Below are 26,568 nucleotides of genomic sequence, written 5' to 3'. Positions count from 1 at the left end.
CAACATATCTAAAAATATGATGACTTTTTGGTTGTACATTGCTGATGCGATCGCTAGAGGAGAAATGTTAAAACATAAAGAGCGATTTTGATACTAAAGTATATTTACTTGTACTACTAAGAAGGAGTAATACTGCAACATTAATTGACATCGGCAAGTGGAAAATCGCACTTTCGCAGCAATTGTCTGACTTTGGTAGTAAGCACAGAGCAATATTTTTGCAGTAGTATGGCTCCTGGAACCTTTCAAACTCAAAGTTTTCTTATACTAGGAAGAAATACCATTACAAACAAATCTATGACCAACATCAACCAACAAATCGAAGACGAAAGAGACCAAGCCCGCACCGTTTGCGATACCAAGGGCGAAAACTCAAGCGAGTGCGCCGCAGCTTGGGATGCAGTAGAAGAATTACAAGCAGAAGCATCACACAAGCGTCAAGTTAAACCCAAGAACTCCTTAGAACAGTATTGCGACGACAATCCTGAAGCTGCTGAATGCCGACTGTACGAAGATTAGTAGCTATAGCGGGTTGCTAGCAGCCCGTCTATTTCCAAGCAACTAGGACGCTAACAACGTACCTCGTTGCTTTTTTTATGCCATAACCCTTGAGGAAAAGGGGAACGGGAAAAAGTTAATATTTAAAACGAAAAACCCAAAAAAACTTAAAACTACTTTCTTCAACTCAAAACTCAAAATTCAAAGCTCAAAACTATTTTTATGCAAGATCCTGTTTGGCTGCGCTCCCTAATTTGGACAGATTACCGTCTAGCGGTACTATTTACAGTTATTATCCCGCTCATATTGCTGATTTGGGCGTTTGCTCAAAAAGCAGATGCGATCGCCCGCTTGTTAACTATCTACTGGCGAGTATCTAGTTTACTAGCAATCTCAGTATATTTATTGATGGCGGCTATACCAGCTGGCTTTATTTCTGGGATTATGGCGCGGATTTTGATCCCGATCTCATTGTGGTTTTGGGTAGACCTAAATGAAGAAATCGCCGATCGCCCATCAGGTCCTTTGAAGCTATGTTTCAATGCTTGGCGGTGGGCAATTTCTATCTATACGGTAATAGGAGCGATCGCAACTTTACCGTTTTTACAGTGCGCTTTTTCTCAAGAAGCGCTCGCTGGCTCTTTTTGTCGCACCTTTTTGGAACCGCCTTTACTATTTAAAGAATATTTCCATCCCAATACCCAGGTTGGCTTCTTAGGCTTTCTAGGTTATGCAGGTCTAATCTTTTATGTCGGTTGCTTGATTTATTTTGTCTTTATCAAGCTCGGCAAGCAAGGGCGATCGGCAATTCCCCAGTAATACTAAGGTGATATATGGATCTTGCTGTTGGTAAACGTCTAGAACAATACACTATCAAAAAGCCTCATGAAGTCTTAATTGTGGATGTAGAAATTGCTCAAGAGCAAGACACCATTGCCATTTTTAAGGGTTTTTCTAGTTCTTTGATGCGTCCAACAGCATTCGATCCTGATATTCCAGTAATTTCAGAAAGAGCAAAAATTCTCAACATCGACAGAGTAGCTAGTCCTTATAATCCAGAATCACCTCGTTATATCCAGCAAGGGCTAACTTGGGAGACTATGCAGCCATTACTTGCTGAAGTAGGACTATAGATTTGTGGAGAGAGTTAGTTTTTGTCAAAGTCAGGGAAAGATTTAGAGGAAAGAGGAAAATTCCTACAGAAGGTTAATGTGCAAGGCTTACTGTCAATGCTAGAAGTATATATACCTAAGTCATGGTCGATATAACTTTTGCAAAATTAGCAGAAAGTGTTATCCTCTTCCCGTGTGCGCGTGTTGTGTGTGGAGTTAAATTATGGTCACGTCCCCTATCAAAACCCAAACTGCCGATTCCCAAGCATTGTCTTGGGATTTTGATTTTTTTACTAGCAGCACTTACAGCTTGAATTTGCCCAAAACTGCTTTATTTGGTACTGACGGGATTAGGGGACGAGTAGGAGACATACTAGGCGCTCCTTTAGCATTGCAAGTAGGCTTCTGGGCTGGATTAGTATTGCAAAAACACTCTGGAAACCCTGGTGTGGTAATTGTCGGACAAGATTCGCGCAATTCTAGCGATATGCTAGCAATGGCTGTTTGCTCTGGTTTGACATCTGCTGGTATAGAAGTATGGAATTTAGGCTTGTGTCCTACTCCTTGCGTCGCTTATTTAACAAGTATTAGCGATGCTATCGGCGGGGTAATGATCTCTGCTAGTCACAATCCACCGGAAGACAACGGGATCAAGTTTTTTGGCGCTAATGGGGCAAAGTTATCTCAAAGGTTGCAAGAAGAAATTGAAGCCGGATTGCGGGGAAAGGGAGTATTACCAGCAAATAAATTAGCCAAAGCCCAGCACTACACGCGCTCGGAATTAGTCAGAGATTATTTAGCAGGCATTAAAAATCCCTTGCAAGCAAAGCTCAATCTGCAAGGAATGCGGATTGTTTTAGATTTGGCTTGGGGTGCAGCGGTAGGAATTGCCCCAGCAGCGTTTCGGGAAATGGGCGCAGAAGTAATTTGCCTGCATAATAAAGCAGACGGCGATCGCATTAATGTTAATTGCGGTTCTACTCATTTGGCTGTGTTGCAAGCTGCTGTGATTGAAAATAATGCAGATATAGGTTTTGCTTTTGATGGCGATGCCGATCGCGTGCTAGCTGTAGATAACATGGGTAATGCTATTAATGGCGATTACATCCTCTACTTATGGGGACAAAGCCTGCAAGCAGCCGGAAAGTTACCAGGAAATACGATTGTCTCAACAGTCATGGCGAATCTTGGTTTTGAACGCGCTTGGGAAAAACAAGGCGGCAAATTAATTCGTACAGCCGTAGGCGATCAATACGTGCAAGCCCAAATGCAAAACATGGGTGCAATGCTAGGCGGCGAACAATCGGGACATATCCTTTGTCACCATTACAGCGTCACTGGCGATGGATTGCTGACAGCCTTACACGTAGCAGCATTAGTTAAGCAAACAGGCGTAAGCTTATCTGAGCTAGCAGCCCAAAGCTTTACTACCTACCCACAGATACTCAAAAACGTGCGCGTCGAAGATCGAGATCGCCGTTTGGGATGGCAAAACTGCGTTCCGGTGCAAAGTGCGATCGCGCAAGCAGAAACAGATATGGGCGATCGGGGTAGAATCTTAGTGCGCGCGTCAGGAACCGAACCAGTAATTCGAGTTATGGTAGAAGCTGCTGATGCTGCTCTTACTCAACATTGGACAGAAAAGCTAGTATCGGTAGTGCAGAGGCATTTAGGCTGTTAATATTTAGCCATGAGCGAGACTGTCTATATTGAAACCAGTATATTAGGCTATCTCACAGCTAGATCGACCAAACACTTGATTCTAGCTGCAAATATAGAAATTACAAAAGACTGGTGGAACTCTCGTCGAAGTGCATTCAAACTTTACGTTTCACAAGTGGTTCTAGATGAAGTAGCGAGGGGAGATGCTGAGATTGCTACTAAGCGTCTGGAAATCCTCAATGGGTTGCCATTAGTAGAACTTAATCAATCTGTACAAAGTCTATCAGCGCAGTTTCTCAGTCGTAGCAATCTTCCTCCAAAAGCTGCCGATGATGCGGTTTATATTGCGGCAGCAACCGTTCACAGATTAGATTACTTGCTAACGTGGAACTGTAAACATATTGCCAATGCTCAAATCCAAAGAAAATTTGCAGAGATTAGCCTTGATTTTGGCTACCAGTTACCCGTAATTTGTACTCCCTACGAACTATTAGGAGGTTAAACGATGTTGCAAAATGAAATTCTGGATGAAATTCACAAAATTCGTGAAAAACACGCAGAATCGTTCAATTATGACTTAGATGCAATGTTTGCAGATTGGCAAAAGAGGCAAGCAGAAAGTGGCAGAGAAGTTGTCAATTTGTCAGTAAATAGCGATCTAATAACTCAAAAGCAGCAGACGGAAAGTAGCTAGTAGGATAGCTAGACAACGAGACCTCTTGTGTGAGTAAATTTACTCAAAAGGATTCCCTCTACAACCTTTACCTAAAATTTTGTTGAAATCCGCTACAGTCCGGTCGGAAAACCGGAGTTTTGTGTAATGATCGCTAAGTAATCAAAAATGGGATTATCGATCAGAGGTAAAGATTCATGGCATTAAGATTAGGCGATACAGTCCCTAACTTCAAACAAGCTTCTACACACGGCGAAATTGACTTCTACGAATGGGCAGGTGATAGCTGGGTTGTACTATTTTCTCACCCCGCTGACTTTACCCCAGTTTGTACTACTGAACTAGGACAAGTCGCCCATCTCAAACCAGAATTTGACAAGCGTAATGTTAAAGCGCTGGCGTTAAGCGTTGATAATGTTGAATCTCACAATGGCTGGGTGGGAGATATTGAAGAAACTCAAGGCGCCAAACTCAATTATCCAATATTGGCAGATCCAGATCGCAAAGTCTCCGACTTGTACGACATGATCCACCCAAATGCTAACAATACTCTGACAGTGCGATCGGTGTTCATTATCGATCCGCAGAAGAAGTTGCGCCTAACATTTACTTATCCTGCTAGTACCGGACGCAATTTTGATGAGATTTTGCGTGTAATTGATTCATTGCAGCTAACAGATGGCTACAGCGTAGCAACTCCTGCTAACTGGGAAGATGGCGGCGACTGCGTAATCGTTCCTTCTTTGAAAGATCCAGAAGTGCTAAAAGAGAAGTTTCCCAAAGGCTACCAAGAAGTTAAGCCTTATCTGCGGATGACTCCACAGCCAAATAAATAAAGTAGTAGGGTGCGTTGACTTGCAACGCACCCTACCAAGTTAGCGGGTTTTACCAAGTTGGATCGCTGTATAAGTTAATTGTTAAATGCGATCGCCCGTCAGGAACACCAGTAATGCACGCGCGTACTGGATTGCCATCATCTATATCTACCTCGCAAGCATGGCAAGTCCCCATCAAGCAGCCTGTAGGAATTATAATGCCACAGCGACTTGCTACATCTAATAGTAGTTCTCCTGGCTCTGCTTCTACAGTAATGTCGTCTGGTAAAAAATGTACGGCAACACTCATTTGCACTTAAATTAAAATATCTTTCAAGTTTAGATGAGCTTCGACACTCGTAGCGAGGTAGTCGAGCATAGTTTCTCGTTGCTCTCGGTAGTTGGGAATACCTGTAGGCAAAGACTTCAAGCCTCTTTGCTGGCGCAAACGGTTTAACCAAGCCCGTCGCCACGCGCCATTATCAAATAGCCCGTGTAAATAACTACCCCAAACAAGCTGACAGCTATCTACTAAACCTAAGCTTGGATCGTCAAATAAAGGCTTATAACCTTCTGTCGAGACATTAGGTGCTTCAATTAAACGCGATCGCCCTTGATGAATTTCATATCCGCCTACAGGCAAACCTATTTGGGGAAAATTAGAAGTTACTTGCCTTTGTTTGGCAATTTTGTAATCTGTAATCATCGTTTTAATGGGCAGCAACCCCAACCCTTCGCAGCGATTAAACTCGCTTTCCAGGCGATCTGGATCGGTAAGAAACTGCCCTAACATTTGGTAGCCGCCACAAATGCCTAATACTGTACCCCCAGCAGCAGCATAATTTTTGATCGCTTCTGCCATGCCGCTTTTTTGCAACAATATTAGGTCAGCAATAGTCGTTTTAGTTCCAGGAATAATTACTGCATCGGGATGTCCTAATTCTTGTCTGGGGTGGACGTATCTTAAAGACACTGTCGGCTCCGATTCTAAAGGATCGAAATCGGTATAGTTAGAAATCCGAGGTAAACGAACGATCGCAATATTTAAGTCAGCTTGGGACTTAGCCGAGCGACGCTCAAATAAATCTAAAGAATCCTCGGCAGGAAATACTTGTTCGATCCAAGGAATTACGCCGACAACTGGGATACCTGTATATTTCTCCAACCATTCAATTCCTGGTTGCAAAATACTTCGCATCCCCCGAAACTTATTGATGACTATACCCTTAATTAAAGCGCGTTCCTCTGGCTCTAATAAAGCTAAAGTACCGACAACATGGGCAAAAGCACCGCCGCGATCGATATCTACAACAAGTAGCGTCGGCGCGTTGAGATACTTCGCCACGCGCATATTTGTTAAATCTCGGTGCTTGAGATTGATTTCTGCTGGGCTACCCGCACCCTCACAGACAACTAAATCAAATTCTGCTCCTAACAGCTGCAACGATTCTTCAATCGCCCGCCAACCGCGCTCGAAATACTGCTGGTAATACTCTGCTGCTCCTACTTTGCCTTCAGATTTCCCCTTGAGGATAACTTGAGATGTCATATCTCCTTGAGGTTTGAGCAAAATTGGGTTCATTTCCGTCATCGGCGCGACACCTGCTGCCCAAGCTTGCACCGCTTGCGCGTAGCCAATTTCTCCACCTGTAGAAGTGACATAGGCATTCAAAGCCATGTTTTGCCCTTTAAATGGAGCTACTCGCCAACCGCGACGGGACACGATCCGACATATAGCTGTAGTCAACAGTGATTTTCCAGCGTGGGATGTGGTTCCCACTACCATTAAGGATTTCATAAGCAGTTATTTATATTAGGCGGGCAGAAAATAGGAACAAGCGTAAACTATATTCTTCATTCTTCCCTTTTACTGCTTATTTTTAACTATGAATGAGAATTTATTTTAAAATGGCAATCTCAAATAGCGAATTGCAGCATTTAACAAGCGATCGCGCCATGTAGGATTTCGCCACTTACCTTTTTGCTCGATTAGCTGGCTGCCTAGCGGTGTCAGGCGAAAACTATCGGTAATTCCTTGTCCATCTACTTCGCGTCGTAGTACGCCAACTTGAATTAACCATAGTAAGTAATTTTCTGCTGCTAATTCTGCTAAATTGCTGTGAGTATAGTTATTTTCTATACCTGCTGCTTGGGCGATCGCATTTGTCGGTACGCTCTCCCGGCGCATTGCCTCAAACAAATTTACTTGAAAAGGCGAACATATTAGCGCTCGTTCGGCTCTAGCGATCGTTTTATCTGCATAGACTAACGATTTAGTATTTTTGGCATTAATAACAGTCATTGTTGTATCTATAAATACTGTTTATTCTGAAAATTTTGATAGGACTATCAATTTACATTGTAAACAAAATCCATGAGTTTATTGACTTTTGCAAAGCAGCTAGGTTATTACTTTTAAAGTCTTAGGTAGAGCAAAAAAAATAATCAGCTTCTAGGGTTCCGATTTAAGTTTTTAGCCAAGGTGAGAAACTTAAATGCCAGGTCCGAGAGAAGCAGCCAGCTAACAGAATTTCTTTGTGATGGTGGTTACACGGCGGGAAAAAAGCCCGGGAGAAAGATAATAGTTGTCAAACTATTATTGCCTGCCTGGGTTTTTTGACAGTGACCAGTAACCAGTTAAATATTCATCCATTGGGTCTAATTCCCACTCTTGAAGAGGTTTGTGGAGGACTGTGCCCACCGCAAACTTTCCGCAACTTAAGACTGCGTTGTAGGTTTAAAGTTGGCGTTACTCGTCCCCACCAGTAAACCTGCTCACTGGTAACTGACAAACTGGTCACTGATTTAATGGGATCACCTTTGTACTTTGGAGAATTGGGAAAATGACAGAACGCGATCGCCCCTTAGAAGAAAGTTTAGAATCTCACTCGTCACAGCCCCCTAGCGAAGCAGAAAGAGCCTTAGAACGCGAAAGACAGTTGCCGCTCACAGGCTGGCAGCAAGAAGTGTCCAAAGGCTTAGAATTTGGCTTAGAAGCAGCAGAAAGTATCGGCGATCGCTCGATCCCGACGTTTTCTCGCGGCGAATTACCTCACTTTGCAGGTATTAATACTTTCCTCAAAGCCCCCTATGTTGAAGATGTCCGCAAAGTAGGCGAGTACGATGTTGCAGTTGTCGGCGTACCTCACGATTCTGGCACGACTTATCGCCCTGGAACTCGTTTTGGTCCTCAAGGGATTCGGAGAATTTCCGCTCTTTATACGCCCTACAGTTTTGAGTTAGGCGTGGATCTAAGAGAACAAATTACTCTATGCGATGTCGGCGATATCTTTACAATTCCCGCTAATAACGAAAAGTCTTTTGACCAAATTTCCAAAGGTATTGCTCACATCTTTAGTTCTGGAGCATTCCCAATTATTTTAGGCGGCGATCATTCCATCGGCTATCCTACAGTGCGGGGGATCTGCCGTCATTTGGGTGATAAAAAAGTAGGCATTATTCACTTCGATCGCCACGTAGACACCCAAGAAAAAGACTTGGACGAAAGGATGCACACTTGTCCTTGGTTCCACGCTACAAATATCAAGAATGCACCGCCAAAAAACTTAGTCCAACTAGGGATTGGCGGCTGGCAAGTTCCCCGCGAAGGCGTGAAGTTTTACCGCGAAAAAGCTAGCAATATTTTGACAGTTACAGACATCACTGAAAAAGGCTTAGACTACGCTGTAGACTTTGCCTTAGAAAGAGCCTTAGACGGTACAGATTGCGTCTATATCAGCTTTGATATTGACTGCATTGACGCAGGGTTTGTCCCTGGTACTGGTTGGCCCGAGCCAGGTGGCTTATTGCCCCGCGAAGCGCTATATATGCTGGGTAAAATCGTCCAACGCGCTCCGATTTGCGGCTTGGAAGTTGTCGAAGTGTCGCCGCCTTACGATATTAGCGATATGACTGCGTTGATGGCAGCTAGAGTTATTTGCGATACGATGGGGCATTTGGTAGTTTCAGGGCAATTGCCAAGAAAAGAAAAACCTGCATATATCCACCCTTACGCTCAACCAGAATTAGTTAATGAATCCACAGGTTAAAGTTATGGACTTGCATCCTCAACTACGAATTACGAATTACGAATTACGAATTATTTGGTGAGCCATGCATGAAACTGATATGACCAAGGCTTTAATTATGACGATTAAAGATTGGTGGGAAGAAAACGAACAGCCGCAGATTGCTGCTATCCATTTAATTGTTGGTAAATTTACTTGCGTTGAGCCTGTCAGCTTGCAATTTGCTTTTGAGGTGCAAACTCGCAATACTTTTTTGGCTGGAGTCAAATTAAATATCCAAGAAACACCGCTAATTGCTTTTTGTCACCGTTGCCAACATGAGTATTTACCAGAAATTGGCATTCAATACGCTTGCCCTGATTGTAAATCGCCAATGGACGATATTCGATCGGGCAGAGAACTCAAGATAGATCGGATTGAATACTCGCTACAAGCAGAAACTTATGCATCAAACATTTGAAGCAGGATTAGGCGTTAATATTCTTGATGCCAATCAGCAAGGAGCAAACAGCAATCGCGCTCATTTTGACGAATGGGGGGTAACTTGCCTCAATATTATGAGCAGTCCTGGCGCGGGTAAAACTGTACTTTTGGAGCAGACTTTAGTTGCTTTGAACCAGGAAATGAAAATTGCTGTGATCGAAGGCGATATGACTACTCAGTTAGATGCCGATCGCTTGCGTAAATATGATGTCCCTGTAATTGCGATTAATACTGGGCGATCGTGCCATTTAGATTCAAAAATGGTCGCTGGCGGTATCCATCAACTAGAACATGGCTACAACCCAAAAGACTTCGATTTGATATTAGTGGAAAATGTCGGTAACTTAGTTTGTCCTGCTGAATTTGAAGTAGGAGAACACGCCAAAGTTGCACTTTTAAGTGTGACGGAGGGAGAAGACAAACCGCTCAAATATCCAATTATGTTTCAACAAGCAGATTGTTTGTTGATTACTAAAATTGATTTGGCTCCTTATTTAGAAATTGATATTAGCCAAATTGAGGCAAATGTCCGGCAAATGAACCCAAATGTCACCATAATTGCTGTTTCTGCTAAGACAGGCGAGGGATTATCAGCTTGGTTTAAGTGGGTGCAAATAATCGCCAACCAACAAAATTCAACATTGCCTAAATCAGAGCGATCGCCCGTTTACCCTCAGTAATTAAACAAAAACAATCCTTATTGCTACTAGGAGGAAATTTTATCTGAATTAACATCGTATAAACAATAACGTAATATAAGTGAGAACAAATTGAGTTAGTGAGAAATCGTGAGCAAACCTGATAACTCTCTAATCCTATATTTGGCTCTTGTGTTTACGATTGGTTTGAGCGTAGGCGGTCTGCTTTCTATAGGTGTTTTTTGGTTGCTAAATCGCGTTGCACCAGCATCTATTTCTAACAAGCAATATCCACCCACAACTAAATTATTAACTGGTCAACTAACGCTGTTAGGGGATACCTTTAGTGGCTACAGCACGTTTCGCAATCCAGCTTTTGGGCGAGAACTAAAAGAATCTGGCGTAAGTTTGCGCTATGCAGACGAATTTAATCAAGCTAAACGCGCGGAAATGTTGCGTCAAGGACAAGCTGACTTTTTGGTAACAACTTTGGATCAATTTCTCAAACAAAAGCCACCAGGAAAAATTGTTGGACTGATAGATCGCACTGTAGGCGCAGATGCGGTTGTTTTGAATACAAAAAAGTATCCCAATCTTAAGTCGCTGTTGGATTTGAACTTGTTGGTACAAAGAGCGCGATCGCAAGGTCAGCAATTGAGTATAGTTTTTGCTAGCGACACTCCTAGCGAGTATTTGGCGCTAGTGTTAAGCACTAAGTTTGAGTCATTTAAGCTCTCAGATTTTCAAATCAAACGAGTAGCAGATGCTTCGCAAGCTTGGGATATGTTGCAAGATCCCAAAGAAAATGTCGCAGTGGCGATCGTGTGGGAGCCTTACGTTACCCGCGCTCGCAAGCAGGGATATACGGTGGTTTTATCAAGTCGAGATACTCCTGGGGTAATTGTCGATGCGATCGTTGCCTCTAACCGCTTGTTGCAATCTCAACCGGATAAAGTTGCAGATTTACTCTCAGTTTATTACCGTCGCATTGATGCTAATATCCGCGATGCTTCTGGGTTGCAAAATCAAATTGCCGAAGATGGCGGACTATCACCTAGCGATGCTGCGACAGTTTTGCAAGGGATTGAGTTTTTTACCGCTGTTGAATCTAAAGCTTGGCTGACAAATGGTACTTTAGAAAAACGCCTCACTTCCACTGCTGCGGTACTAACGCTAGCAGGCAGAATGGATCGAGTTCCCCAATCGCCCAAGGAGTTATTTAGCGCCCAACCAATTAATAAAGCTGCAAGTAACACGCAAACTCTAATTAGTTTAGTCCGCGCTGATAATCCAGAACTAGCAGATAGGCTAGCAGGACAAAAACCAGCCGCAACCAGGCGAATTTCTAATCCTAGCCAAGTGACAGCAGCGCCGAATATTGGTAACTTGCGATCGCCTGGTGAAGTCAAATTTACTAGAGACTCTGCCGAACTTACGGCGACAGGGCAGCAAACTTTAGATCGATTAGTTAAAGAAGTCGCCGAATTTAATCCCCAAACTGTCGCTGTGAGAGTTATAGGTCATACATCTGCTGGTGGTGTGGCTGAATTTAACCAAATTCTCAGTCAAAGACGAGCGCAGGTAGTTGCCGATTATATGCGATCGCGCGGGCTACGGCATAATGTCGTTGCTGAAGGCAAAGGTTCTAGCCAACCCTTGACAAATATTTCCCCTTACGATTCCCGCAACCAGCGTACAGAAATCCGCTTAGTTCGGGTAAATTAAATCCAATAAAATATTTAGGAGATTTGATGAAGTTTCGCAGTTTAGTATCTTTGGGTGCTGTATTTTTATTTAGCTTGTTTGTTACTGTTAGTTGCGCTGCTCAAGAGCAAACAACTACTAATAGTGCTAGTCCTACAACTGCACCGATTCAAATGGGTTTTAGTGCTTGGCCTGGTTGGATTCCTTGGCAAGTTTCTCAGGAAGAAAAGTTATTTGCTAAAAATAATACCCAAGTCGAACTCAAATGGTTTGATGGCTATCTAGACTCAATAAATGCCTTGACAGCAGGACAATTAGATGCTAACTGCCAAACTTTGAACGATACGATTAGTTCTGTTGCCGCAGGTGCAGATCAAGTCATAGTTTTAGTGAATGATAACTCTACAGGCAATGATAAAATCATTGTGCGCGAAGGTATTAATACTATTGCCGATTTAAAGGGCAAAAAAGTGGCTGCTGAAGAGGGTACGGTAGACCATTTTCTCTTACTTCAGGGCTTAAAAACAGCCGGACTGACGCAAGCTGATATTGACTTTCAACCTTTGGAGACTGGTGCTGCTGCTGCTGCTTTTGCTAGCGGACAAATAGATGCAGTAGGAGTTTTCGCCCCATTTACTACTCAAGCATTGAAACGTGCTGGTAGCAAGGAGTTATTTAGTTCTAAAGATTTTCCTGGCTCAATTCCCGACCATTTGGTAGTTAGTCGCAAAATGATAAACGAGCGATCGCAAGATGTCCAAGCGCTAGTAAATACTTGGTTTGCAACGTTAGATTTTATTGCTGCTAATCCCGAACAAGCATATCAAACAATGGCACAAAGAGCCGGAGTATCAGTTGCAGATTACAAACAATACAATACTGGAACTAAAATCTTTACGATTGAGGAGAATTTAAAAGCTTTTAGTCCTGGTAAAGATATGAGTTCTTTATCTTTTGCTGCACAAGAGATTAGTAAATTTTTAGTTGATGCTAAATTAGCCAAACAAGCTCCAGATTTGAGCAAAATTTTTGACGATCGCTTTGTCAAGGCTTATGCTGCTGCTAAAAAAGGTTGAAGTATATCTTGTCTTGCTTCAGCAATAAATTTTTCATAAAGAAATTTAACCAAATCGGTAAAATCTTGATGAATGATGTATGCAAAGCAGGTTTTACCTGTCAACGCGCTATATAATTCTGGAGGAGACCTCCAGAATCCGCGCGTCAAACTTAACTAGGTAACTGCTCATTCAGTAACTTTGCTAACAGTTTTGCTCCCCATTTTAGTTCAATAGTTAATAAAAACTAAAATTTGGGAATTATAAGTTTGGAAATAATCCCTAATTTTTTAGGGTTGCATTTCACTGGCAGCTAATCCAACTACTGAGGAAAGCGTTAACTAATTGCATCTATGAATTCAACTACTACCCATAAAATGCTACGAGAGACAGTATTTTGGCGGATTGGCGAAGATATACCCAAATCTTTGAACTGGACTTTAATTGCTTTATCAATTGGGATTCCCTTTATTTTATGGTGGATAATTTCCAATTCAGGGATAGTCCAACCAGCATTTTTATTACCTACGCCTACTCAAGTTGGAGCAGCACTTGGGCGGTTGTGGGCGGATGGTAGTTTGCAAAAAGATATTACAGCTAGTTTATTTCGCGTTCTTAGTGGCTTTTCATTAGCAGCGATCATCTCCATCCCTTTAGGAATTTTGATGGGTGCTTTTCCCAGCATTCGCGCTTTATTAGAACCAATTATTGGGATTGTGCGCTATATGCCTGCGCCTGCTTTCATTCCTTTGTTAATTTTATACTTTGGCTTAGGAGAAACACCTAAAATTCTCTTGATTTTCATTGGTACGTTATTTTTTAACACCTTAATGGTTATGGATGCCGTTAAGTTTGTACCTAAAGAGTTAATTGAAACAACTTATACATTAGGTGGTTTGCGTAGTACGGTACTTTTGCAAGTAATTTTTCCTTATGTTTTGCCTAGCATTATAGATGCCGGGCGCGTCAACATGGCAGCATCGTGGAACTTAGTAATTGTTGCAGAATTAGTAGCAGCGACAGAAGGCTTGGGACGAAGAATCAGCGTAGCACAAAGGTTTTTGAAGACTGACGAGATTTTCGCTGGATTAATTGTTATCGGCTTAATTGGATTGACTATCGATTTGATATTTCGCTTACTGCTAAGAGTTTCCAACCGTTGGGCGGTAAAGTAATAAAATATACCAAAAAGCTAAGTGACAAAGGAACTGCAAAATTGATTTAAAAGCTTTAGCAGACAAGAAAACAAGGCAAATTTTAGGAGATGTTTATGGGGTTGCAAGTATATAATCTACACAAACAATTTACGACTCGTAATGGTTCGTTAGTTGCATTGAAAGATATTAATCTAAATATAGAAGAAAGCGAATTTATCTGTGCAGTGGGGGCTTCGGGTTCGGGAAAATCTACTTTACTGCGGCTAATTGCAGGGTTAGATACCCCTACAGCTGGACATATTCAAGTAGATGGGGTAAAAGTTACAGGACCAGGACCAGACCGAGGCATGGTATTTCAAAAATATACGCTTTATCCTTGGATGAATGTGGCGGAGAATGTAGGATTTGGGTTGAGGCTGCAAGGTATATCGAAAAGTGAAAGAAGAGAAAAAGTTGGGTATTACTTGCAAGTTGTGGGCTTAAGTGAATTTGCTCGTGCTTTGCCTAAAGAACTATCGGGAGGTATGCAACAGCGAGTTGCGATCGCTCGTGCTTTGGCATCTCAACCAAAAATTTTACTACTAGATGAGCCGTTTGGCGCGTTAGATGCTCAAACTAAAGAAACTATGCAACAGTTTCTCATCGATTTGTGGAGAAACACGGGAGTAACAGTATTGATGATTACTCACGATGTTGAAGAAGCTGTATTTTTGGCGCAACGTTTGTACATACTGTCCTCGCGCCCTGGTACGATTAAAAAAGAATTGACAATGGATTTACCAAGCGATCGCACTTACCATACCAAACGGCATTCTACGTTTCAAGATTGCAAAGAGACGGTGTTAGAGTTGCTTAGAGGTGAAAGCATTAGCCATAACTTTGAACTATCAGAGCGCAAAATCGCCGTTTAACAACCGCCGCAAAGTGGAATAATACTATCATTAAAGTCATTGTATAGTAAGGAAATACTCAAACTATGCCTTTAGCAGTTGGCACAGACGCACCAGCATTCACCGTCAAAGATACCAACGGCAATACCGTTTCGCTATCTGATTATGCTGGTAAAACAGTAGTGTTGTATTTCTACCCCAAAGACGATACTCCTGGTTGTACGAAGCAGGCTTGCAGTTTCCGCGATGCTAGTAATGAATATCAGGGTAAAGATGTTGTGGTATTAGGGGTTAGCGCTGATGATGAAGTGTCTCACCAACAGTTTACTCAGAAGTACAATCTCAACTTTCCTCTCTTAGCGGATACAGATAAAAGTCTAATTAAGGCTTACGATGTCGATGGCGGTGGTTATGCCAAACGGGTAACTTATGTAATTGACGGTAATGGCAAAATCGTTCATGTTGACTCTAGCGTGAATACTTCCAGCCATGCTAGCGATGTTTTAGCTGCATTAGGAATAAACTAAGCTAGCTGACTAAATAATTCGTAATTCGTAATTCGTAATTTATGGTTTCAAGCCCTTTAATTTATTACTGCAGAACAATAAAACGCGAAGCATCGCTTATTAAAGCCCTTGACTGAAGTTAAGGGGTAACAAAGCGCGAAGAAGTGCGAATTACCGCCTTGCGGCTTGACAAATTTTCCTTGTCCCTAATGTGTTAAAGCGCATTGGGGATATTTTTATGCAAATTTCTCAGATGAAATTAATTTTTTCGGATTTGGAACACTTTAGGATTGTAGTTGTCAATAGCACATAAAAATACTCCGTATTAACTCTGACGAAATTAAATTACTTCAGCTAATTTAGATACATACTGCCCTGCTAGGCAAACAAATATGATAGATAAAGCAAACTTAAGAGTACCTGCGATCGCATTTAGTCCGCGCGATAAAATTTGTAGTGCGGCACTTGCAGTTGCTTGGTTTGGGGCAAACTTTCCAGCTTTGCAGTGGCTATTTACGTCTTTGCAAGACACTTCTGCTTTTAATTTAATAGTTTTTGCGGTAGTAGCGATCGCTCTACTCATCCAAGCTATACGTTACCGCCGCAAGCTAGAAATATCGCCCGTATCGATTTTGCAACCAGTACCTTTGATATTGGTGTTTGGAACTGCTATCTCTGCAAGCTTAGGTCAATGGCTGCTAGATGTTCCCCAAATTTCGGTGCTGCTGTTTGCTATTGGTACTTATGGGTTATTAGGTTTATTTATTTCTCCTCGGATATGGCGCAGAGGAATACCCGCAGCGATTATAACTGCTTGTATTTTGCCTTTTAGCGTCCAATTTGGTACGGGGTTGGGGTTTCCTGTTCGGGTAATTACAGCTAAAACAGTCGAGCATATTTTAGCAGTTTGGCAGATTGGAGCAATTTCTTCTCATGACATCATTGTGCTAGAAAATAGTATTGCCCGTGTCGATTTGCCGTGTAGCGGACTCAAAAGCTTGTGGACTGGGACTTTATTTTTGCTGGCTGCAACATGGCTGGAAAATCGGCAAATTAGATACAAGTGGTTGCTAGTTTTTTTTGCAAATATCTTGCTGCTAATTGCTGCTAATACAGGCAGAGTATTACTGCTAGTCTTAATTAGCAATACCTACAACCACCCAGATTTAGGGCAGATAGTTCATATTCCACTAGGGTTAATAGGATTTATTAGTGCAAGTTTAATCACCTGGCTATTGTTGCAAAAAGTTCCGCGCTACAAATTGCAGCCAGTACCAAAGTTAGAATCTACGCCCTTACATCCGGCATCATTATCTCAGCAAATTATCGTCTGCGCCTGTATACTAGGAATTGCTTGTATTCCCCATCCGCCACAGGTATCGACAAGTGCGATCGCATCTATTCAGATGCCCCTAGCAACGCACTCTACACCGATTGAGCTTACAGGTGTAGAAACAGAGTTTTTTGCTAATTACCCAGGTGCGATCGCCCAAAAACACCGCTTTGAGCAGGAAAATATCTCAGGCTCAATCCTATTTATCAGCAGTAATTCTGTGCAAGCTTATCACGCCCCCGAACTGTGCTTATTAGGTAACGGATTGAAAATAGACAAAATGCAACAAAAACAGCTTGCACCAGAGGTTTTAGGACGTTGGTTGTCTTTAAATAATGGCAATTTAGCAGCGGCTTATTGGTTTCAGTCGCCTCAACATACAACTGATGATTTTTTGACGCGCCTCTGGGCGCAGATTACGCGCAAGGATCGCTTGTGGGTAATGGTTTCTATCTTATTCGATGAAGCTGAACAGCCTAATACACCAGCAATTGAAAGTTTTACTACCAATATTCACGATGCGATCGCATCAGCACTACAAGGAACATAGCAATGGAAACCACTTCTAATAGATCGCCTTTATTTGGGCTGTTTTTTTGGCTATTTAACTTAACGTTGCTGCTGATTGCTTATGTAGGCTTATTACCTTTTATTGGCACTGGATTAATCGCCGATGCTTTAAAAGGCGAATTACCGTTTGACTTTTTATTATTTCTGATTGGTTTAGTAGGAGTTCCTACTACTGTCACGATTATTAGTCTGAATAACTCTGCAACATCAGATAAACGCTCGATACCTTTAACTAAGCTATTTTACGGTGTAGAAGTGCCGATGCTAGCAGTATGTATGCTGCGCTTTTTCTGGCTGCGGGAACTTACCCCTAGCAGCATCTTAATTTTGACTACTGGTTTTATCTGCGTCGGCGCATATCTGCATCAGCTAATTTACAACAAACCCACAGGTAAAGGTGCATGGATACAGTTAGTTTGTCATAGCTTAATGCTAGCGATCGCTCTTTACGTAGGCTTACTAGCATTATTCTACGTGCTGCCAATCTCAGCAGCTATTTTATATGGCATATCGCACACGCCCATAGAAACTACCTTTATGGTACTTTTCTATGCGATCGTCCTATTCCCCGTTCCAGTAATATTAACAGCGATCGCTACAGGACCTTTTGGCATCACTAGCGTTTATTTTCAAGCTTGGCGACAAAATTTGCACGACTTTGGCTGGCGTTACGGCAAAAATAAAGCTTGGGGAGTCACTATATCTGTGCTGCTAGTTTGGCTATTCTTGCTAGTAGTAGCGCAGAAACAGCCGCAAACCGAAGTATTTGAGTTACTGCAGAAGCCAAATAAAACTGCAAGCGATCGCGCTTTATTGGTGCAACAATCGGAAAAAATCCGCCAAGGATTGCTTAACGCTTACTTAGCACCTTATCGCTATCAAGACTACGGGCAAGAAAATACTAACATCCGCGACCTTTATCGGACTGTTTTCCACTGGGAAGAAAGCGCAGCGCAGACATTACAAGATACTTATAACATTTTAGCTTCGCCTTTCCTATATAACGGCAGACGTACAGATCGAGACACCGCAGCCAAGCTGTATGCAGAGTTTTTTGATACACCTATATTACGCGGCGAACAAAAGGCAATTCAAAAAGCAGTGCAATCAACGTTTAATCGTACTGAAGCTAAAGCCGGATTGCTAGATGTTGATGAGAAAAAAGTTTGGCTCGCCGAACAGCAAATCAAAGTCGAACCACAAGGCGATTGGGCAAATGTAGAGGTGTATGAAATCTATAAAAACCAGACATTTGAAGACCAAGAGATATTTTACTCCTTTTCCTTGCCCCAAAGTGCAGTAATTACAGGAGTATGGTTAGGTAATGATAGCAATCGCTCTAACCGTTTTCCCTTTATAGTCTCAACTCGCGGTGCTGCCCAACAAGTATATAACGCGCAAGTACAAAGGCGTGTAGATCCAGCACTATTAGAACAAATAGGTCCCAACAATTATCGCTTAAGAGCATTTCCCATCCCAGCCGGAGAAGGTAGAGAATTGCACCTATGGATGACTTACCAAACCTTGCAAACCAAAGATGGAATAGCATTACCGCAACTAAGCGAAAAACGTAATATCTACTGGACTAAAGATACCAAGCGTTTGAGTAATGGTAAAGCTATCAAATCTACTCAAGATAGTTGGTTTCCTATAGCTATTGCAGCTAACCCCATTCAACCCCTACAGCACCAAACTAACTTAAATGGCTATCAAATTACCGCTAAACCCTTAACTAGCCAAGATTATCATTTGCCTCAAAACAAGCACATTGCCGTAGTGCTAGATACTTCTTACAGTATGGCTGCTCATAGAAAAGAAGCAAATGAAACCTTCAAGCAATTAAAAGCATTATCAGCTAGCAACGATTTTGACTTATATCAAACTTCCGCGCCTGGTATTGCTGCAACCAAGGTAGATGATATTACCAAGTTTGATGTAGAAAAGGTGACATTTTACGGCACAATGCAGCCTTTATATATGTTGCAGCAATTTGAGAAGTTACGGGGAAATACAGCTTACGACGCTATTTTACTAATTAGCGATCGCGGTAGCTACGAATTAGGAGACGATAAAGCTAAACCAGTTGCTCTATCTGCACCTTTATGGATCGTACATTTAGGCGGAGTCCAAAGTGCTTACGACGATGCGATCTTTGAGACAATTCAAGCTAGTGGCGGCGGTGTCGCAACCAAAGTAGAGAATGCTTTGGCACGATTTACTACTCAATCAGAACTAAAACCTGCAGTTATTAGTGTTGATGATGGTTATGCTTGGTTTAGCCAAAAAACTGACGTACCAGCAGATCCCAAAGATGAGTTTAATCCTTTTGCAGCAAGGCAATTGGTTAATTATCTCAGTCAAGATCGAGATTTGCAAAAGATTGCTAATTTAGACGGGATTCATAAAGTCGCTAAAGCTGCTCAAATAGTTACGCCCTATTCTTCGATGATCGTGCTAGTTAACGACCAACAGAAGAAAGATTTAAAAGCAGCAGAACAAAAAAAAGATCGCTTTAAGCGAGAAATTGAAGACAAACAACCAGCGCCGCAAATGGGTAATCCTCTAGATGTTTCAGCCGTTCCCGAACCTGCTGAGTGGATGTTGATTTTGGTTGTGGCGATCGCTTTGGGGTTAATTGTTAAGCGCAAACAAACGAACGCAGATGCACGCGGATGAACGCAGATGTCAAAGCGCTAGATTTGTAGGTGCGTTGACTTGCAACGCACCTACTTTGCTTTCAACTCAAATCTATTAAATTTGTCAGCAATAACTGATTTTGCTCGTCATTACCTACTGTAATTCGCAATTTATCGGTTAAGCCTGGTTGATTGAAATAGCGCACTAAAATACCTCGCTGTTTCAATGACTGATATAGATACTCTGCTTGACTGGTTGTAGGAGTAGCCAGTACAAAATTGCCTTGCGAATCTCTAACTGTAAATCCCAATTTTCTTAAGTCTATAGTCAACTTTGCTCTAGATGCTTTGACTTTTTCTGCACAAGTATTTTTATACTGTTGGTCGCGCATTGCGGCTGCACCTACTAAAGTGGCGATCGCATCTACGTTATAACTATCTTTGACCTTAAATAACCCTGCAAGTAATTTGGGGTTGGCAATTCCAAAACCTAAACGCAATCCTGCTAAGGAATAGCCTTTAGACAGCGTTCTTAAGACAATAACGTTCTCAAATTCTTGCACTAAGGAAAGGGCAGAATATTCGGCAAAATCAATATAAGCTTCGTCAATTACTAAAACGCCAGCTAATTGGCTAGCAAGTTGGCGTAAATCTGTTAAAGGTACGCAATGTCCAGATGGACTATTGGGAGAAGCTATAAATGTAATTGCTCCATTAGCTGCAATTAATTTATCTATTGGTAGTTGAAAGTCTTCAGGATAAGGAATTTCAACAACTTCAGCAGGCTGCATTGCTGATAGCGTGCGATATAGGACATAAGTAGGCATCGGGTAAACAACTTTGCGATCGCTTCCTTCTGCACAAGCCCTTACCAATGTATTTAGCAGATCGTCGCTACCATTGCCAACAATTATCCAATCTGAAGGTACTTTTAATGCTTCGCTGACGGCGTTGCAAAATTCTCTTGCATAGGGATCGGGGTAGCGCCTCAACCACTCAATATCTAAGGTGCGTAGAACTTCAACTGCTTTGGGTGAAGGTGGATAAGGGTTTTCATTAGTATTTAGTTTAATAATCGGCGTTCCTGGTTTTGGTTGTTCGCCAGGAGTGTAACCAGTCATTGCAGCGATCGCAGGACGAAACATAATCAAGGAAGGTAAAGGGGAAAAGAAGAAGAGGGCGATCGCACATCTGCTGTGTGAAGTTCATTAAAGTTTTCATGTCTAGCTCATCCCTTCTCATAGGCTTCTCGTTCACTTCCTGTTACTTCTCTAGCACTGATGAGGCGAATGGAATTACCCGTAACTGTATAGCCAGAATCAATTCGACGGTCGGGTGCATTGGGGGGTATTATGCCGCACTGCTACAAATACTCTAGCAACCTGTCGTACTCTGCATGGGAACCAACCCAAAACCAAATTACCGTGTTTCCATCTAATTGACCGACTGCTCGATAGCTTCTACTGATACGTGCCGAGTAAATTGGCAACTCTGGATGTACCTTCTTAAAGCGAAGACTTGGATAGCTTGGGTCTTCCTTAAACTGACGATACGCTGCGCGGGTTTGCGCTTGAACCTGTTCGGGTAAATTAGCAAACAATTTACGGAATTCAGCAGTAGTGCGCGATCTCACATTGTCTCTGGGTCAAGCTCTTGAGTTTTACCTGCACGATACTCAACCATTGCTGAAGCTGCAAGTTTTGCAAGAAGATTAGGTGAGCGAGAGAATGATTCATGCCAACGCAGATCGTCCTCAATTTCCTCCAGAATCATTGCAGCGATCGCGTCCTGCTCATTATCAGGCAAGGTTTGCAATCTGGCGATCGCCCGATCGAGTAACTCGGTCATTGCTACTCCAATTTATGAATATCAAAACCACATCCTATTCATTATCACCGTTTTCAGGCACTTATAGCATAGACCGAACACGTCCCTGAAATACATTTAAACTGCCCTAATTTTGCCAGATTGGTAGGGTGCGTTGTTTGGCAACGCACCTACTGCTAGAACCCAAGCCATCCAAAACTTCTCTCCAACTCCTAGATTTGACATAAACATCTCCGTGTTATGGTTACAAACAAGGCGAGCGCCACAATCTAGCGATTTCAACTCCTAGCCCTTAATACCTGTTCAGCCGTCAGTTCTAAGCCTGGGAAGGTTGGCGAGACGATAGTTTGACTACCTCGAAATTGCTGAATTTCATATTCTCCCTCTACTAGCGTACAGACACAGAGGGTTGGTCGTTTGGGCTTGCCAATGTGCCGAGTTCCACCATTACCTGCGTAGTCTGCAATCCAATATTCAGGAATGCCTAAAACTGCGTAGTCCTCAACCTTACGGGCATAATCATTTTGCCAGTTACTACTAACAACTTCCGCCACAAACTTAATTGAACTACCCTGTGTCAGGATCGATTGCTCAGACCAAAGCGGTTCTTCGATAAGCTCATTTTGGGCAACAACTGCAACATCAGGTCGAAATGCCGTCATCCCAACGTTGGAGGGGCGCAATAGTCCGCGCTGAAGCACAAACCAAGGTAAGCCTGCTTTATCAATCTGGACGCAGATTTTTGTCGTCAGGAGGGCGGCAATTTCTTCATGCAGACCTGTTGGTTCCAAGTCAAACACCTCTCCATCAATCAGTTCATAGCGGTTATCATCGCTATAAAGGGCAAGAAACTCGTCAAAGCTGAGTGGCTGTTGGATTAATTTGGCGATCGCAACTGTCATAAATCAACTTAGCCCAATCAATGTATTCAGTCTACTAGCTCGATATTAGAGAATTTATATAAAAGGTTTATTATCGCCGATCGCGTTGGAAACAAAACTAAAATAGAGAATAGCTGCGCTTACTATATTTCAATTTAATTTGATGCAATCTATTTCTCCAACCATTATTTCTGGCTTTCACGCTCTTTCTGACCCGTTGCGAATTACTATTTTAGAACTACTTAGAGAACAAGAACTTTGCGTCTGCGAACTAGGCGAGGCTTTGGGCGTAACTGGTTCTAAACTTTCTTTTCACCTCAAAACCCTTAAGGATGCTGGCTTAGTCCGCTCTCGCCAGGAAGGACGTTGGATTTATTACGGGCTGAATTTAGCTCAATTTGTCGCTTTAGAACAATACTTGTCTGAGTATCGCCGCTTTAGTCAAATATTGCCTGCTCGTCCTTGTACTTGACATATCAACTTTTCTTGAAATATTATTATATCAACTTTTGTTGAAATGAGTATTAGGCAATGCCCAGACAAGGCACAAAATTAGTTTGCCCTGCGCCTGCTATTGCTATCTCCCATTGCTGGCGAGAAGCAATAGCCGAAGGTATTGGCACGTTTATCTTAGTCTTTGCAGGTACGGGCGCTGTAATGGCAAACTCTATCAGCAATGGCGCAGTAACTCATTTAGGCATTAGCTTTGTTTTTGGAGCGGTTGTAGCGGCTTTAATTTATTGCTTAGGGCATTTAAGCGGCGCACACTTTAACCCTGCTGTAACACTAGCTTTTTGGGCGAGTGGAGTGTTTCCTAGCAAAACAGTCATGCCTTATATATTGGCGCAATGTCTAGGTGCGATCGCAGCTTCAACTTTATTGCTGCTTAGTCTTGGAAATATCGCCAAATTAGGGGCAACTCTACCGCTAAATGGTAATTGGTTGCAGTCTTTAATTTTAGAGACAGTTTTAACATTTATTTTGATGCTAGTTATTTTGGGTTCGGGACTCGATCGCCGTGCCCATATTGGCTTTGCAGGATTAGCGATCGGTTTAACTGTAGGACTTGAAGCTGCTTGTATGGGAGCGATTACAGGCGCAAGTATGAACCCTGTCAGGAGTCTTGCACCTGCTTTGGTAGGTGGAAATATGCAATATCAGTGGGTTTATTGGCTAGCACCAATTTCCGGCGCACAGTTTGCAGTTGTAGTTTATCGGCTACTTTCTAACGGATTTAAGGATATTTAGTAATGGTTAGCACTCATAAACCAAGAATTCTGTTTTTATACGGTTCTTTACGCGATCGCTCTTACAGCCGCTTGTTAGCAGAGGAAGCAGCCAGGATTATTACCGAATTTGGCGCAGAAACGCAGTTTTTCGATCCGTGCGAACTTCCCATACATGGCAGTGTAGAAGCTACGCACCCCAAGGTGCAAGAGTTACGAGAATTAAGTTTATGGTCAGAAGGTCAAGTTTGGTCATCTCCTGAAATGCATGGCAATATTACAGGGATTTTGAAAAACCAAATTGACTGGATTCCTTTAAGTTTAGGTGCAGTTAGACCAACCCAAGGCAGAACTTTAGCTGTGATGCAAGTCAGTGGCGGTTCGCAATCTTTTAATGCCGTAAATACAATGCGGATTTTGGGCAGATGGATGCGGATGTTTACAATTCCCAATCAATCCTCTGTTGCTAAGGCATATCAAGAGTTTCACGAAGACGGGACTATGAAAGACTCTGCTTATCGCGATCGCGTAATTGACGTAATGGAGGAACTTTATAAGTTTACGCTGCTGCTGCGCGACAACACCGACTATCTTACAGACCGTTACAGCGAACGCAAAGAGAAAGCTGCACAAGAGGCAATTATTGCTGCTAACAACGCTTTAGAACTTAATACCTCAAAACTATGAAAAAAATTATGTTTGTCTGCAAGAAAAACTCCCGTCGTTCGCAAATGGCAGAAGGATTCGCGCGTAAATTAGGAGCAGGTAAAGTTGCAGTAGCAAGTTCGGGATTAGAAGCAAGCCATGTAGATCCTAAAACTGTAGAAATAATGTCAGAAGTAGGGATTGATATCAGTAACCAAAAATCCAAGCCATTAAGCGACTTTAAAGCTGAAGACTACGACGCGGTAATTTCCTTATGCGGCTGTGGTGTAAACTTGCCCGAAGAGTGGGTATTGAGAGAAATATTCCAAGATTGGCAACTTGACGATCCTGAAGGGCAATCTATAGACACATTTCGTAGAGTGCGTGATGAAGTCAAAGAACGAGTAGAAAAATTAGTGCAACGTCTTAGTTAAATTAAGATCGAGGATATTTAATTTACAAGCGGAATCAGTAGGGTGCGTTGCGCTGCGCAACGTACCCTACAAATCACTACTCAGATTGACCAAACTTTTCTCTTAATAAAGCTTCTACTTGAGTTTCTGGGTTTTCAAGATCGAATGGATATGGCTGTTCTGTAGCTGGATTGCGCCGATTCATTAAAACCTCTAATGCCGAGCGAAACTCCTCTTCATTATTGCGATGCTCTGAGAGATAGCGTTTTAATTCAAGATTGGTCATTTTGCTGAGATGCTCAATCATAAAACAAAGTTCCAATTTCCATCTGCACTAATTATGACAGCAATATCATCTGCTCTACCAGCTTGAATATAAAGCGTTTTTAACTTGCGATCGTAGCGAAATATCTGGATAGGTTGATATAGGTTGGGGAGCAATTGACAGAGAAAAATTGCTGTATCTGCCTGTTTCTGTTTTGGCAAAAGCTACACCTCTAAAGCACACCAGAACTACACTACCAGAAAGCTAGTCTTTAGTTCGCTGTTTTAATAGCGCGATCGCATCTTACGGCAGTAAAAAACACAAACTCAGATTACAACTGTGGGCTATCCTAAATAGATTAGAGATAAGCCGATAGAGTAATCATGAAGCTGGCAGCACGTGTAGGTGAGGTAACGCCGTCATTAACTTTAGCAATCGCCGCCAAAGCTAAGGCAATGAAGGCTGAGGGTGTAGACGTTTGTAGTTTCAGCGCTGGAGAACCTGATTTTGATACTCCAGCACATATTAAGGCAGCAGCAAAACAAGCTTTAGATGAAGGTAAAACTAAGTACGGTGCGGTTGCTGGCGAACCAAAGTTAAGAGAAGCGATCTCCCATAAGCTGAAAACTGACAATAATCTCAATTACGAAGCTGAAAATATTATCGTTACCAATGGCGGCAAGCATAGCTTATTTAACCTGATGCTGGCGCTACTCAACCCAGGTGATGAAGTAATTATTCCCGCACCCTACTGGCTGAGTTATCCAGAAATGGTTAAACTTGCTGCGGGTATTCCAATTATTGTCGATACTGCCGATACTGGCTGTAAACTTACGCCAGAGCAACTAAATGCGGCAATTACAGCCAAAACTAAGCTATTAATCCTCAATTCTCCTTCTAACCCTACAGGAGTTGTTTACACGCCTGCGGAAATTAGTGCGATCGCTAAAGTAGTGGTAGAAAGAGATATTTTAGTAGTCTCGGATGAGATTTACGAAAAAATTGTCTACGATGGAGCGGAACATATTAGTATTGGCTCGTTAGGTGAAGATATATTTGCCCGCACAATTATTAGTAGCGGTTTTGCGAAAGCCTACTCGATGACTGGTTGGCGGATTGGCTACCTAGCAGGCGCAAAAGAATTAATTAAAGCCGTCAGTACAATTCAAGGGCATAGTACCTCAAATGTATGTACCTTTGCCCAATATGGAGCGATCGCTGCGTTGCAAGGTTCCCAAGACTGTGTAGAACAAATGCGTCAAGCTTTTGCCGAACGGCGTAAGGTAATGCTACAAAAGCTGAATGAAATTCCCGAACTTAGCTGTGCTAAACCTGATGGCGCATTTTATCTGTTCGTTAATATCGGTAAAACTGGGCTAACTTCTCTAGAATTTTGCGATGCTTTTTTAGAAAAACAACAAGTTGCAGCTATTCCTGGGATCGCTTTTGGTACAGACGATTGTATCCGCTTATCATACGCAACAGATATGGCATCAATTGAAAAAGGTATGGATAGGTTAGATAAGTTTGTCAGTAGTTTGCAGGCTTAAT

The 26,568-nt window shown here is 42.3% G+C and carries 31 protein-coding genes and 1 riboswitch; of the genes, 22 read left to right on the top strand and 9 right to left on the bottom strand.

The features are described 5' to 3' along the window. Positions 1–297: 297 nt before the first annotated feature. The 7 genes from UH38_RS13580 to UH38_RS13550 all read left to right on the top strand — a co-directional run bounded on the left by UH38_RS13580 (position 298) and on the right by UH38_RS13550 (position 4,781). The gene (locus tag UH38_RS13580; protein WP_045055253.1) at positions 298–519 is read left to right on the top strand and encodes a Calvin cycle protein CP12; all 222 of its coding nucleotides are present in this window, start codon (positions 298–300) and stop codon (positions 517–519) included. Positions 520–720: 201 nt separating this feature from the next. Then, positions 721–1,317, top strand: a complete 597-nt coding sequence (locus UH38_RS13575; RefSeq protein WP_045055198.1) for a DUF3177 family protein — start codon at positions 721–723, stop codon at positions 1,315–1,317. 14 nt (positions 1,318–1,331) lie between these two features. Further along, on the top strand, positions 1,332–1,631 hold the full coding sequence (locus UH38_RS13570) for a DUF7734 family protein (RefSeq protein WP_045055197.1): 300 nt from the start codon (positions 1,332–1,334) through the stop codon (positions 1,629–1,631). Between the two features lie 202 nt (positions 1,632–1,833). Beyond that, complete coding sequence (gene glmM / locus UH38_RS13565) at positions 1,834–3,291, top strand: phosphoglucosamine mutase (RefSeq protein WP_045055196.1); 1,458 nt, start codon at positions 1,834–1,836, stop codon at positions 3,289–3,291. Positions 3,292–3,300: 9 nt separating this feature from the next. Continuing rightward, positions 3,301–3,774: a type II toxin-antitoxin system VapC family toxin gene (locus tag UH38_RS13560; protein ID WP_045055195.1), complete on the top strand. Its 474-nt coding sequence runs from the start codon at positions 3,301–3,303 to the stop codon at positions 3,772–3,774. Positions 3,775–3,777: 3 nt separating this feature from the next. Beyond that, positions 3,778–3,966, top strand: coding sequence for a hypothetical protein (locus UH38_RS13555; RefSeq protein ID WP_045055194.1), 189 nt, complete (start codon positions 3,778–3,780; stop codon positions 3,964–3,966). A 176-nt stretch (positions 3,967–4,142) separates the two neighbouring features. Then, positions 4,143–4,781, top strand: coding sequence for a peroxiredoxin (locus UH38_RS13550; RefSeq protein ID WP_045055193.1), 639 nt, complete (start codon positions 4,143–4,145; stop codon positions 4,779–4,781). Positions 4,782–4,830: 49 nt separating this feature from the next. On the opposite strand, the gene UH38_RS13545 is transcribed toward UH38_RS13550, so the two are convergent. From UH38_RS13545 to UH38_RS13535, 3 genes are all read right to left on the bottom strand, one after another. Beyond that, positions 4,831–5,070, bottom strand: a complete 240-nt coding sequence (locus UH38_RS13545; RefSeq protein WP_045055252.1) for a 2Fe-2S iron-sulfur cluster-binding protein — start codon at positions 5,068–5,070, stop codon at positions 4,831–4,833. A gap of 6 nt (positions 5,071–5,076) precedes the next feature. After that, complete coding sequence (cobQ, locus tag UH38_RS13540) at positions 5,077–6,558, bottom strand: cobyric acid synthase CobQ (RefSeq protein WP_045055192.1); 1,482 nt, start codon at positions 6,556–6,558, stop codon at positions 5,077–5,079. A 105-nt stretch (positions 6,559–6,663) separates the two neighbouring features. Next, positions 6,664–7,062: an Npun_F0494 family protein gene (locus UH38_RS13535; RefSeq protein ID WP_045055191.1), complete on the bottom strand. Its 399-nt coding sequence runs from the start codon at positions 7,060–7,062 to the stop codon at positions 6,664–6,666. A gap of 139 nt (positions 7,063–7,201) precedes the next feature. Then, positions 7,202–7,336: riboswitch (guanidine-I (ykkC/yxkD leader) on the top strand. 267 nt (positions 7,337–7,603) lie between these two features. On the opposite strand from UH38_RS13535, the gene speB reads away from it, so the two are divergent. The 10 genes from speB to UH38_RS13485 all read left to right on the top strand — a co-directional run bounded on the left by speB (position 7,604) and on the right by UH38_RS13485 (position 19,800). Next, the gene (gene speB, locus UH38_RS13530) at positions 7,604–8,809 is read left to right on the top strand and encodes an agmatinase (RefSeq protein WP_045055190.1); all 1,206 of its coding nucleotides are present in this window, start codon (positions 7,604–7,606) and stop codon (positions 8,807–8,809) included. A 64-nt stretch (positions 8,810–8,873) separates the two neighbouring features. Continuing rightward, a complete protein-coding gene (hypA, locus tag UH38_RS13525) occupies positions 8,874–9,248 on the top strand; it encodes a hydrogenase maturation nickel metallochaperone HypA (protein ID WP_045055189.1) in 375 nt (124 codons plus the stop codon). Further along, the gene (hypB, locus tag UH38_RS13520; RefSeq protein WP_045055188.1) at positions 9,232–9,951 is read left to right on the top strand and encodes a hydrogenase nickel incorporation protein HypB; all 720 of its coding nucleotides are present in this window, start codon (positions 9,232–9,234) and stop codon (positions 9,949–9,951) included. The genes hypA and hypB overlap by 17 nt, the downstream gene beginning before the upstream one ends. 108 nt (positions 9,952–10,059) lie before the next feature. Then, positions 10,060–11,634 (top strand): phosphate ABC transporter substrate-binding/OmpA family protein, encoded by a 1,575-nt coding sequence (locus UH38_RS13515; protein ID WP_045055187.1) that lies wholly within the window; start codon positions 10,060–10,062, stop codon positions 11,632–11,634. Between the two features lie 26 nt (positions 11,635–11,660). Then, entirely contained in the window at positions 11,661–12,689 is a 1,029-nt protein-coding gene (locus UH38_RS13510) for an ABC transporter substrate-binding protein (protein WP_045055186.1), read from the top strand. 332 nt (positions 12,690–13,021) lie between these two features. Next, entirely contained in the window at positions 13,022–13,843 is an 822-nt protein-coding gene (locus UH38_RS13505) for an ABC transporter permease (protein WP_045055185.1), read from the top strand. A 95-nt stretch (positions 13,844–13,938) separates the two neighbouring features. Beyond that, the gene (locus UH38_RS13500) at positions 13,939–14,736 is read left to right on the top strand and encodes an ABC transporter ATP-binding protein (protein ID WP_045055184.1); all 798 of its coding nucleotides are present in this window, start codon (positions 13,939–13,941) and stop codon (positions 14,734–14,736) included. Positions 14,737–14,801: 65 nt separating this feature from the next. Next, positions 14,802–15,242 (top strand): peroxiredoxin, encoded by a 441-nt coding sequence (locus tag UH38_RS13495; RefSeq protein WP_045055183.1) that lies wholly within the window; start codon positions 14,802–14,804, stop codon positions 15,240–15,242. 371 nt (positions 15,243–15,613) lie between these two features. Further along, the gene (xrtO, locus tag UH38_RS13490) at positions 15,614–17,104 is read left to right on the top strand and encodes an exosortase O (protein WP_052672383.1); all 1,491 of its coding nucleotides are present in this window, start codon (positions 15,614–15,616) and stop codon (positions 17,102–17,104) included. 2 nt (positions 17,105–17,106) lie between these two features. Further along, a complete protein-coding gene (locus tag UH38_RS13485) occupies positions 17,107–19,800 on the top strand; it encodes a TIGR02921 family PEP-CTERM protein (RefSeq protein WP_045055182.1) in 2,694 nt (897 codons plus the stop codon). Between the two features lie 61 nt (positions 19,801–19,861). Here UH38_RS13485 and hisC read toward each other — a convergent pair whose 3' ends face one another. The 4 genes from hisC to UH38_RS13465 form a co-directional block, all read right to left on the bottom strand. Further along, the gene (gene hisC, locus UH38_RS13480; protein ID WP_144405680.1) at positions 19,862–20,911 is read right to left on the bottom strand and encodes a histidinol-phosphate transaminase; all 1,050 of its coding nucleotides are present in this window, start codon (positions 20,909–20,911) and stop codon (positions 19,862–19,864) included. 212 nt (positions 20,912–21,123) lie between these two features. Continuing rightward, the gene (locus tag UH38_RS13475; protein WP_045055181.1) at positions 21,124–21,393 is read right to left on the bottom strand and encodes a ParE family toxin-like protein; all 270 of its coding nucleotides are present in this window, start codon (positions 21,391–21,393) and stop codon (positions 21,124–21,126) included. Beyond that, a complete protein-coding gene (locus tag UH38_RS13470) occupies positions 21,390–21,608 on the bottom strand; it encodes a hypothetical protein (protein WP_045055180.1) in 219 nt (72 codons plus the stop codon). The genes UH38_RS13475 and UH38_RS13470 overlap by 4 nt, the downstream gene beginning before the upstream one ends. A 257-nt stretch (positions 21,609–21,865) precedes the next feature. Continuing rightward, complete coding sequence (locus UH38_RS13465) at positions 21,866–22,489, bottom strand: Uma2 family endonuclease (RefSeq protein WP_045055179.1); 624 nt, start codon at positions 22,487–22,489, stop codon at positions 21,866–21,868. Between the two features lie 142 nt (positions 22,490–22,631). Here UH38_RS13465 and UH38_RS13460 point away from each other — a divergent pair, with 142 nt between their 5' ends. The 4 genes from UH38_RS13460 to arsC are packed head-to-tail and all read left to right on the top strand — an operon-like array spanning position 22,632 to position 24,773. Then, positions 22,632–22,940 carry an ArsR/SmtB family transcription factor gene (locus tag UH38_RS13460; protein WP_045055178.1) on the top strand — a complete coding sequence of 103 codons (309 nt, stop codon included), beginning with the start codon at positions 22,632–22,634 and terminating at the stop codon, positions 22,938–22,940. 59 nt (positions 22,941–22,999) lie between these two features. After that, positions 23,000–23,716, top strand: a complete 717-nt coding sequence (locus UH38_RS13455; protein WP_045055177.1) for an MIP/aquaporin family protein — start codon at positions 23,000–23,002, stop codon at positions 23,714–23,716. A gap of 2 nt (positions 23,717–23,718) precedes the next feature. Continuing rightward, positions 23,719–24,381 (top strand): arsenical resistance protein ArsH, encoded by a 663-nt coding sequence (gene arsH / locus UH38_RS13450; RefSeq protein ID WP_045055176.1) that lies wholly within the window; start codon positions 23,719–23,721, stop codon positions 24,379–24,381. Then, entirely contained in the window at positions 24,378–24,773 is a 396-nt protein-coding gene (gene arsC / locus UH38_RS13445) for an arsenate reductase, glutathione/glutaredoxin type (RefSeq protein WP_200892434.1), read from the top strand. Before arsH ends, arsC begins: the two co-directional genes overlap by 4 nt. A 76-nt stretch (positions 24,774–24,849) precedes the next feature. On the opposite strand, the gene UH38_RS13440 is transcribed toward arsC, so the two are convergent. Next, entirely contained in the window at positions 24,850–25,038 is a 189-nt protein-coding gene (locus tag UH38_RS13440) for a DUF6887 family protein (RefSeq protein ID WP_200892433.1), read from the bottom strand. A 17-nt stretch (positions 25,039–25,055) separates the two neighbouring features. Beyond that, a complete protein-coding gene (locus tag UH38_RS13435; protein ID WP_045055174.1) occupies positions 25,056–25,238 on the bottom strand; it encodes a DUF6888 family protein in 183 nt (60 codons plus the stop codon). A 162-nt stretch (positions 25,239–25,400) separates the two neighbouring features. Here UH38_RS13435 and UH38_RS13430 point away from each other — a divergent pair, with 162 nt between their 5' ends. Beyond that, positions 25,401–26,567, top strand: a complete 1,167-nt coding sequence (locus UH38_RS13430) for a pyridoxal phosphate-dependent aminotransferase (protein ID WP_045055173.1) — start codon at positions 25,401–25,403, stop codon at positions 26,565–26,567. The last annotated feature ends 1 nt before the right edge of the window (position 26,568 follow it).

It is taken from the genome of Aliterella atlantica CENA595, assembly GCF_000952155.1.
Taxonomy (GTDB): Bacteria; Cyanobacteriota; Cyanobacteriia; order Cyanobacteriales; family Chroococcidiopsidaceae; genus Aliterella; species Aliterella atlantica.
This window is presented reverse-complemented; position numbering and strand designations above follow the sequence as displayed.

What these genes read in the sequence shown, in the direction of transcription:
- UH38_RS13430 (WP_045055173.1), top strand. Translation starts at nt 25,401, where the DNA reads ATGAAGCTGGCAGCACGTGTAGGTGAGGTAACGCCGTCATTAACTTTA.
- UH38_RS13575 (WP_045055198.1), top strand. Translation starts at nt 721, where the DNA reads ATGCAAGATCCTGTTTGGCTGCGCTCCCTAATTTGGACAGATTACCGT.
- UH38_RS13465 (WP_045055179.1), bottom strand. Translation starts at nt 22,489, where the DNA reads ATGACAGTTGCGATCGCCAAATTAATCCAACAGCCACTCAGCTTTGAC.
- UH38_RS13485 (WP_045055182.1), top strand. Translation starts at nt 17,107, where the DNA reads ATGGAAACCACTTCTAATAGATCGCCTTTATTTGGGCTGTTTTTTTGG.
- arsC (WP_200892434.1), top strand. Translation starts at nt 24,378, where the DNA reads ATGAAAAAAATTATGTTTGTCTGCAAGAAAAACTCCCGTCGTTCGCAA.
- UH38_RS13470 (WP_045055180.1), bottom strand. Translation starts at nt 21,608, where the DNA reads ATGACCGAGTTACTCGATCGGGCGATCGCCAGATTGCAAACCTTGCCT.
- UH38_RS13440 (WP_200892433.1), bottom strand. Translation starts at nt 25,038, where the DNA reads ATGACCAATCTTGAATTAAAACGCTATCTCTCAGAGCATCGCAATAAT.
- hypA (WP_045055189.1), top strand. Translation starts at nt 8,874, where the DNA reads ATGCATGAAACTGATATGACCAAGGCTTTAATTATGACGATTAAAGAT.
- hypB (WP_045055188.1), top strand. Translation starts at nt 9,232, where the DNA reads ATGCATCAAACATTTGAAGCAGGATTAGGCGTTAATATTCTTGATGCC.
- UH38_RS13510 (WP_045055186.1), top strand. Translation starts at nt 11,661, where the DNA reads ATGAAGTTTCGCAGTTTAGTATCTTTGGGTGCTGTATTTTTATTTAGC.
- UH38_RS13535 (WP_045055191.1), bottom strand. Translation starts at nt 7,062, where the DNA reads ATGACTGTTATTAATGCCAAAAATACTAAATCGTTAGTCTATGCAGAT.
- UH38_RS13455 (WP_045055177.1), top strand. Translation starts at nt 23,000, where the DNA reads ATGCCCAGACAAGGCACAAAATTAGTTTGCCCTGCGCCTGCTATTGCT.
- xrtO (WP_052672383.1), top strand. Translation starts at nt 15,614, where the DNA reads ATGATAGATAAAGCAAACTTAAGAGTACCTGCGATCGCATTTAGTCCG.
- UH38_RS13550 (WP_045055193.1), top strand. Translation starts at nt 4,143, where the DNA reads ATGGCATTAAGATTAGGCGATACAGTCCCTAACTTCAAACAAGCTTCT.
- arsH (WP_045055176.1), top strand. Translation starts at nt 23,719, where the DNA reads ATGGTTAGCACTCATAAACCAAGAATTCTGTTTTTATACGGTTCTTTA.
- UH38_RS13495 (WP_045055183.1), top strand. Translation starts at nt 14,802, where the DNA reads ATGCCTTTAGCAGTTGGCACAGACGCACCAGCATTCACCGTCAAAGAT.
- UH38_RS13460 (WP_045055178.1), top strand. Translation starts at nt 22,632, where the DNA reads ATGCAATCTATTTCTCCAACCATTATTTCTGGCTTTCACGCTCTTTCT.
- glmM (WP_045055196.1), top strand. Translation starts at nt 1,834, where the DNA reads ATGGTCACGTCCCCTATCAAAACCCAAACTGCCGATTCCCAAGCATTG.
- UH38_RS13500 (WP_045055184.1), top strand. Translation starts at nt 13,939, where the DNA reads ATGGGGTTGCAAGTATATAATCTACACAAACAATTTACGACTCGTAAT.
- UH38_RS13580 (WP_045055253.1), top strand. Translation starts at nt 298, where the DNA reads ATGACCAACATCAACCAACAAATCGAAGACGAAAGAGACCAAGCCCGC.
- UH38_RS13545 (WP_045055252.1), bottom strand. Translation starts at nt 5,070, where the DNA reads ATGAGTGTTGCCGTACATTTTTTACCAGACGACATTACTGTAGAAGCA.
- speB (WP_045055190.1), top strand. Translation starts at nt 7,604, where the DNA reads ATGACAGAACGCGATCGCCCCTTAGAAGAAAGTTTAGAATCTCACTCG.
- UH38_RS13555 (WP_045055194.1), top strand. Translation starts at nt 3,778, where the DNA reads ATGTTGCAAAATGAAATTCTGGATGAAATTCACAAAATTCGTGAAAAA.
- cobQ (WP_045055192.1), bottom strand. Translation starts at nt 6,558, where the DNA reads ATGAAATCCTTAATGGTAGTGGGAACCACATCCCACGCTGGAAAATCA.
- UH38_RS13570 (WP_045055197.1), top strand. Translation starts at nt 1,332, where the DNA reads ATGGATCTTGCTGTTGGTAAACGTCTAGAACAATACACTATCAAAAAG.
- UH38_RS13560 (WP_045055195.1), top strand. Translation starts at nt 3,301, where the DNA reads ATGAGCGAGACTGTCTATATTGAAACCAGTATATTAGGCTATCTCACA.
- UH38_RS13505 (WP_045055185.1), top strand. Translation starts at nt 13,022, where the DNA reads ATGAATTCAACTACTACCCATAAAATGCTACGAGAGACAGTATTTTGG.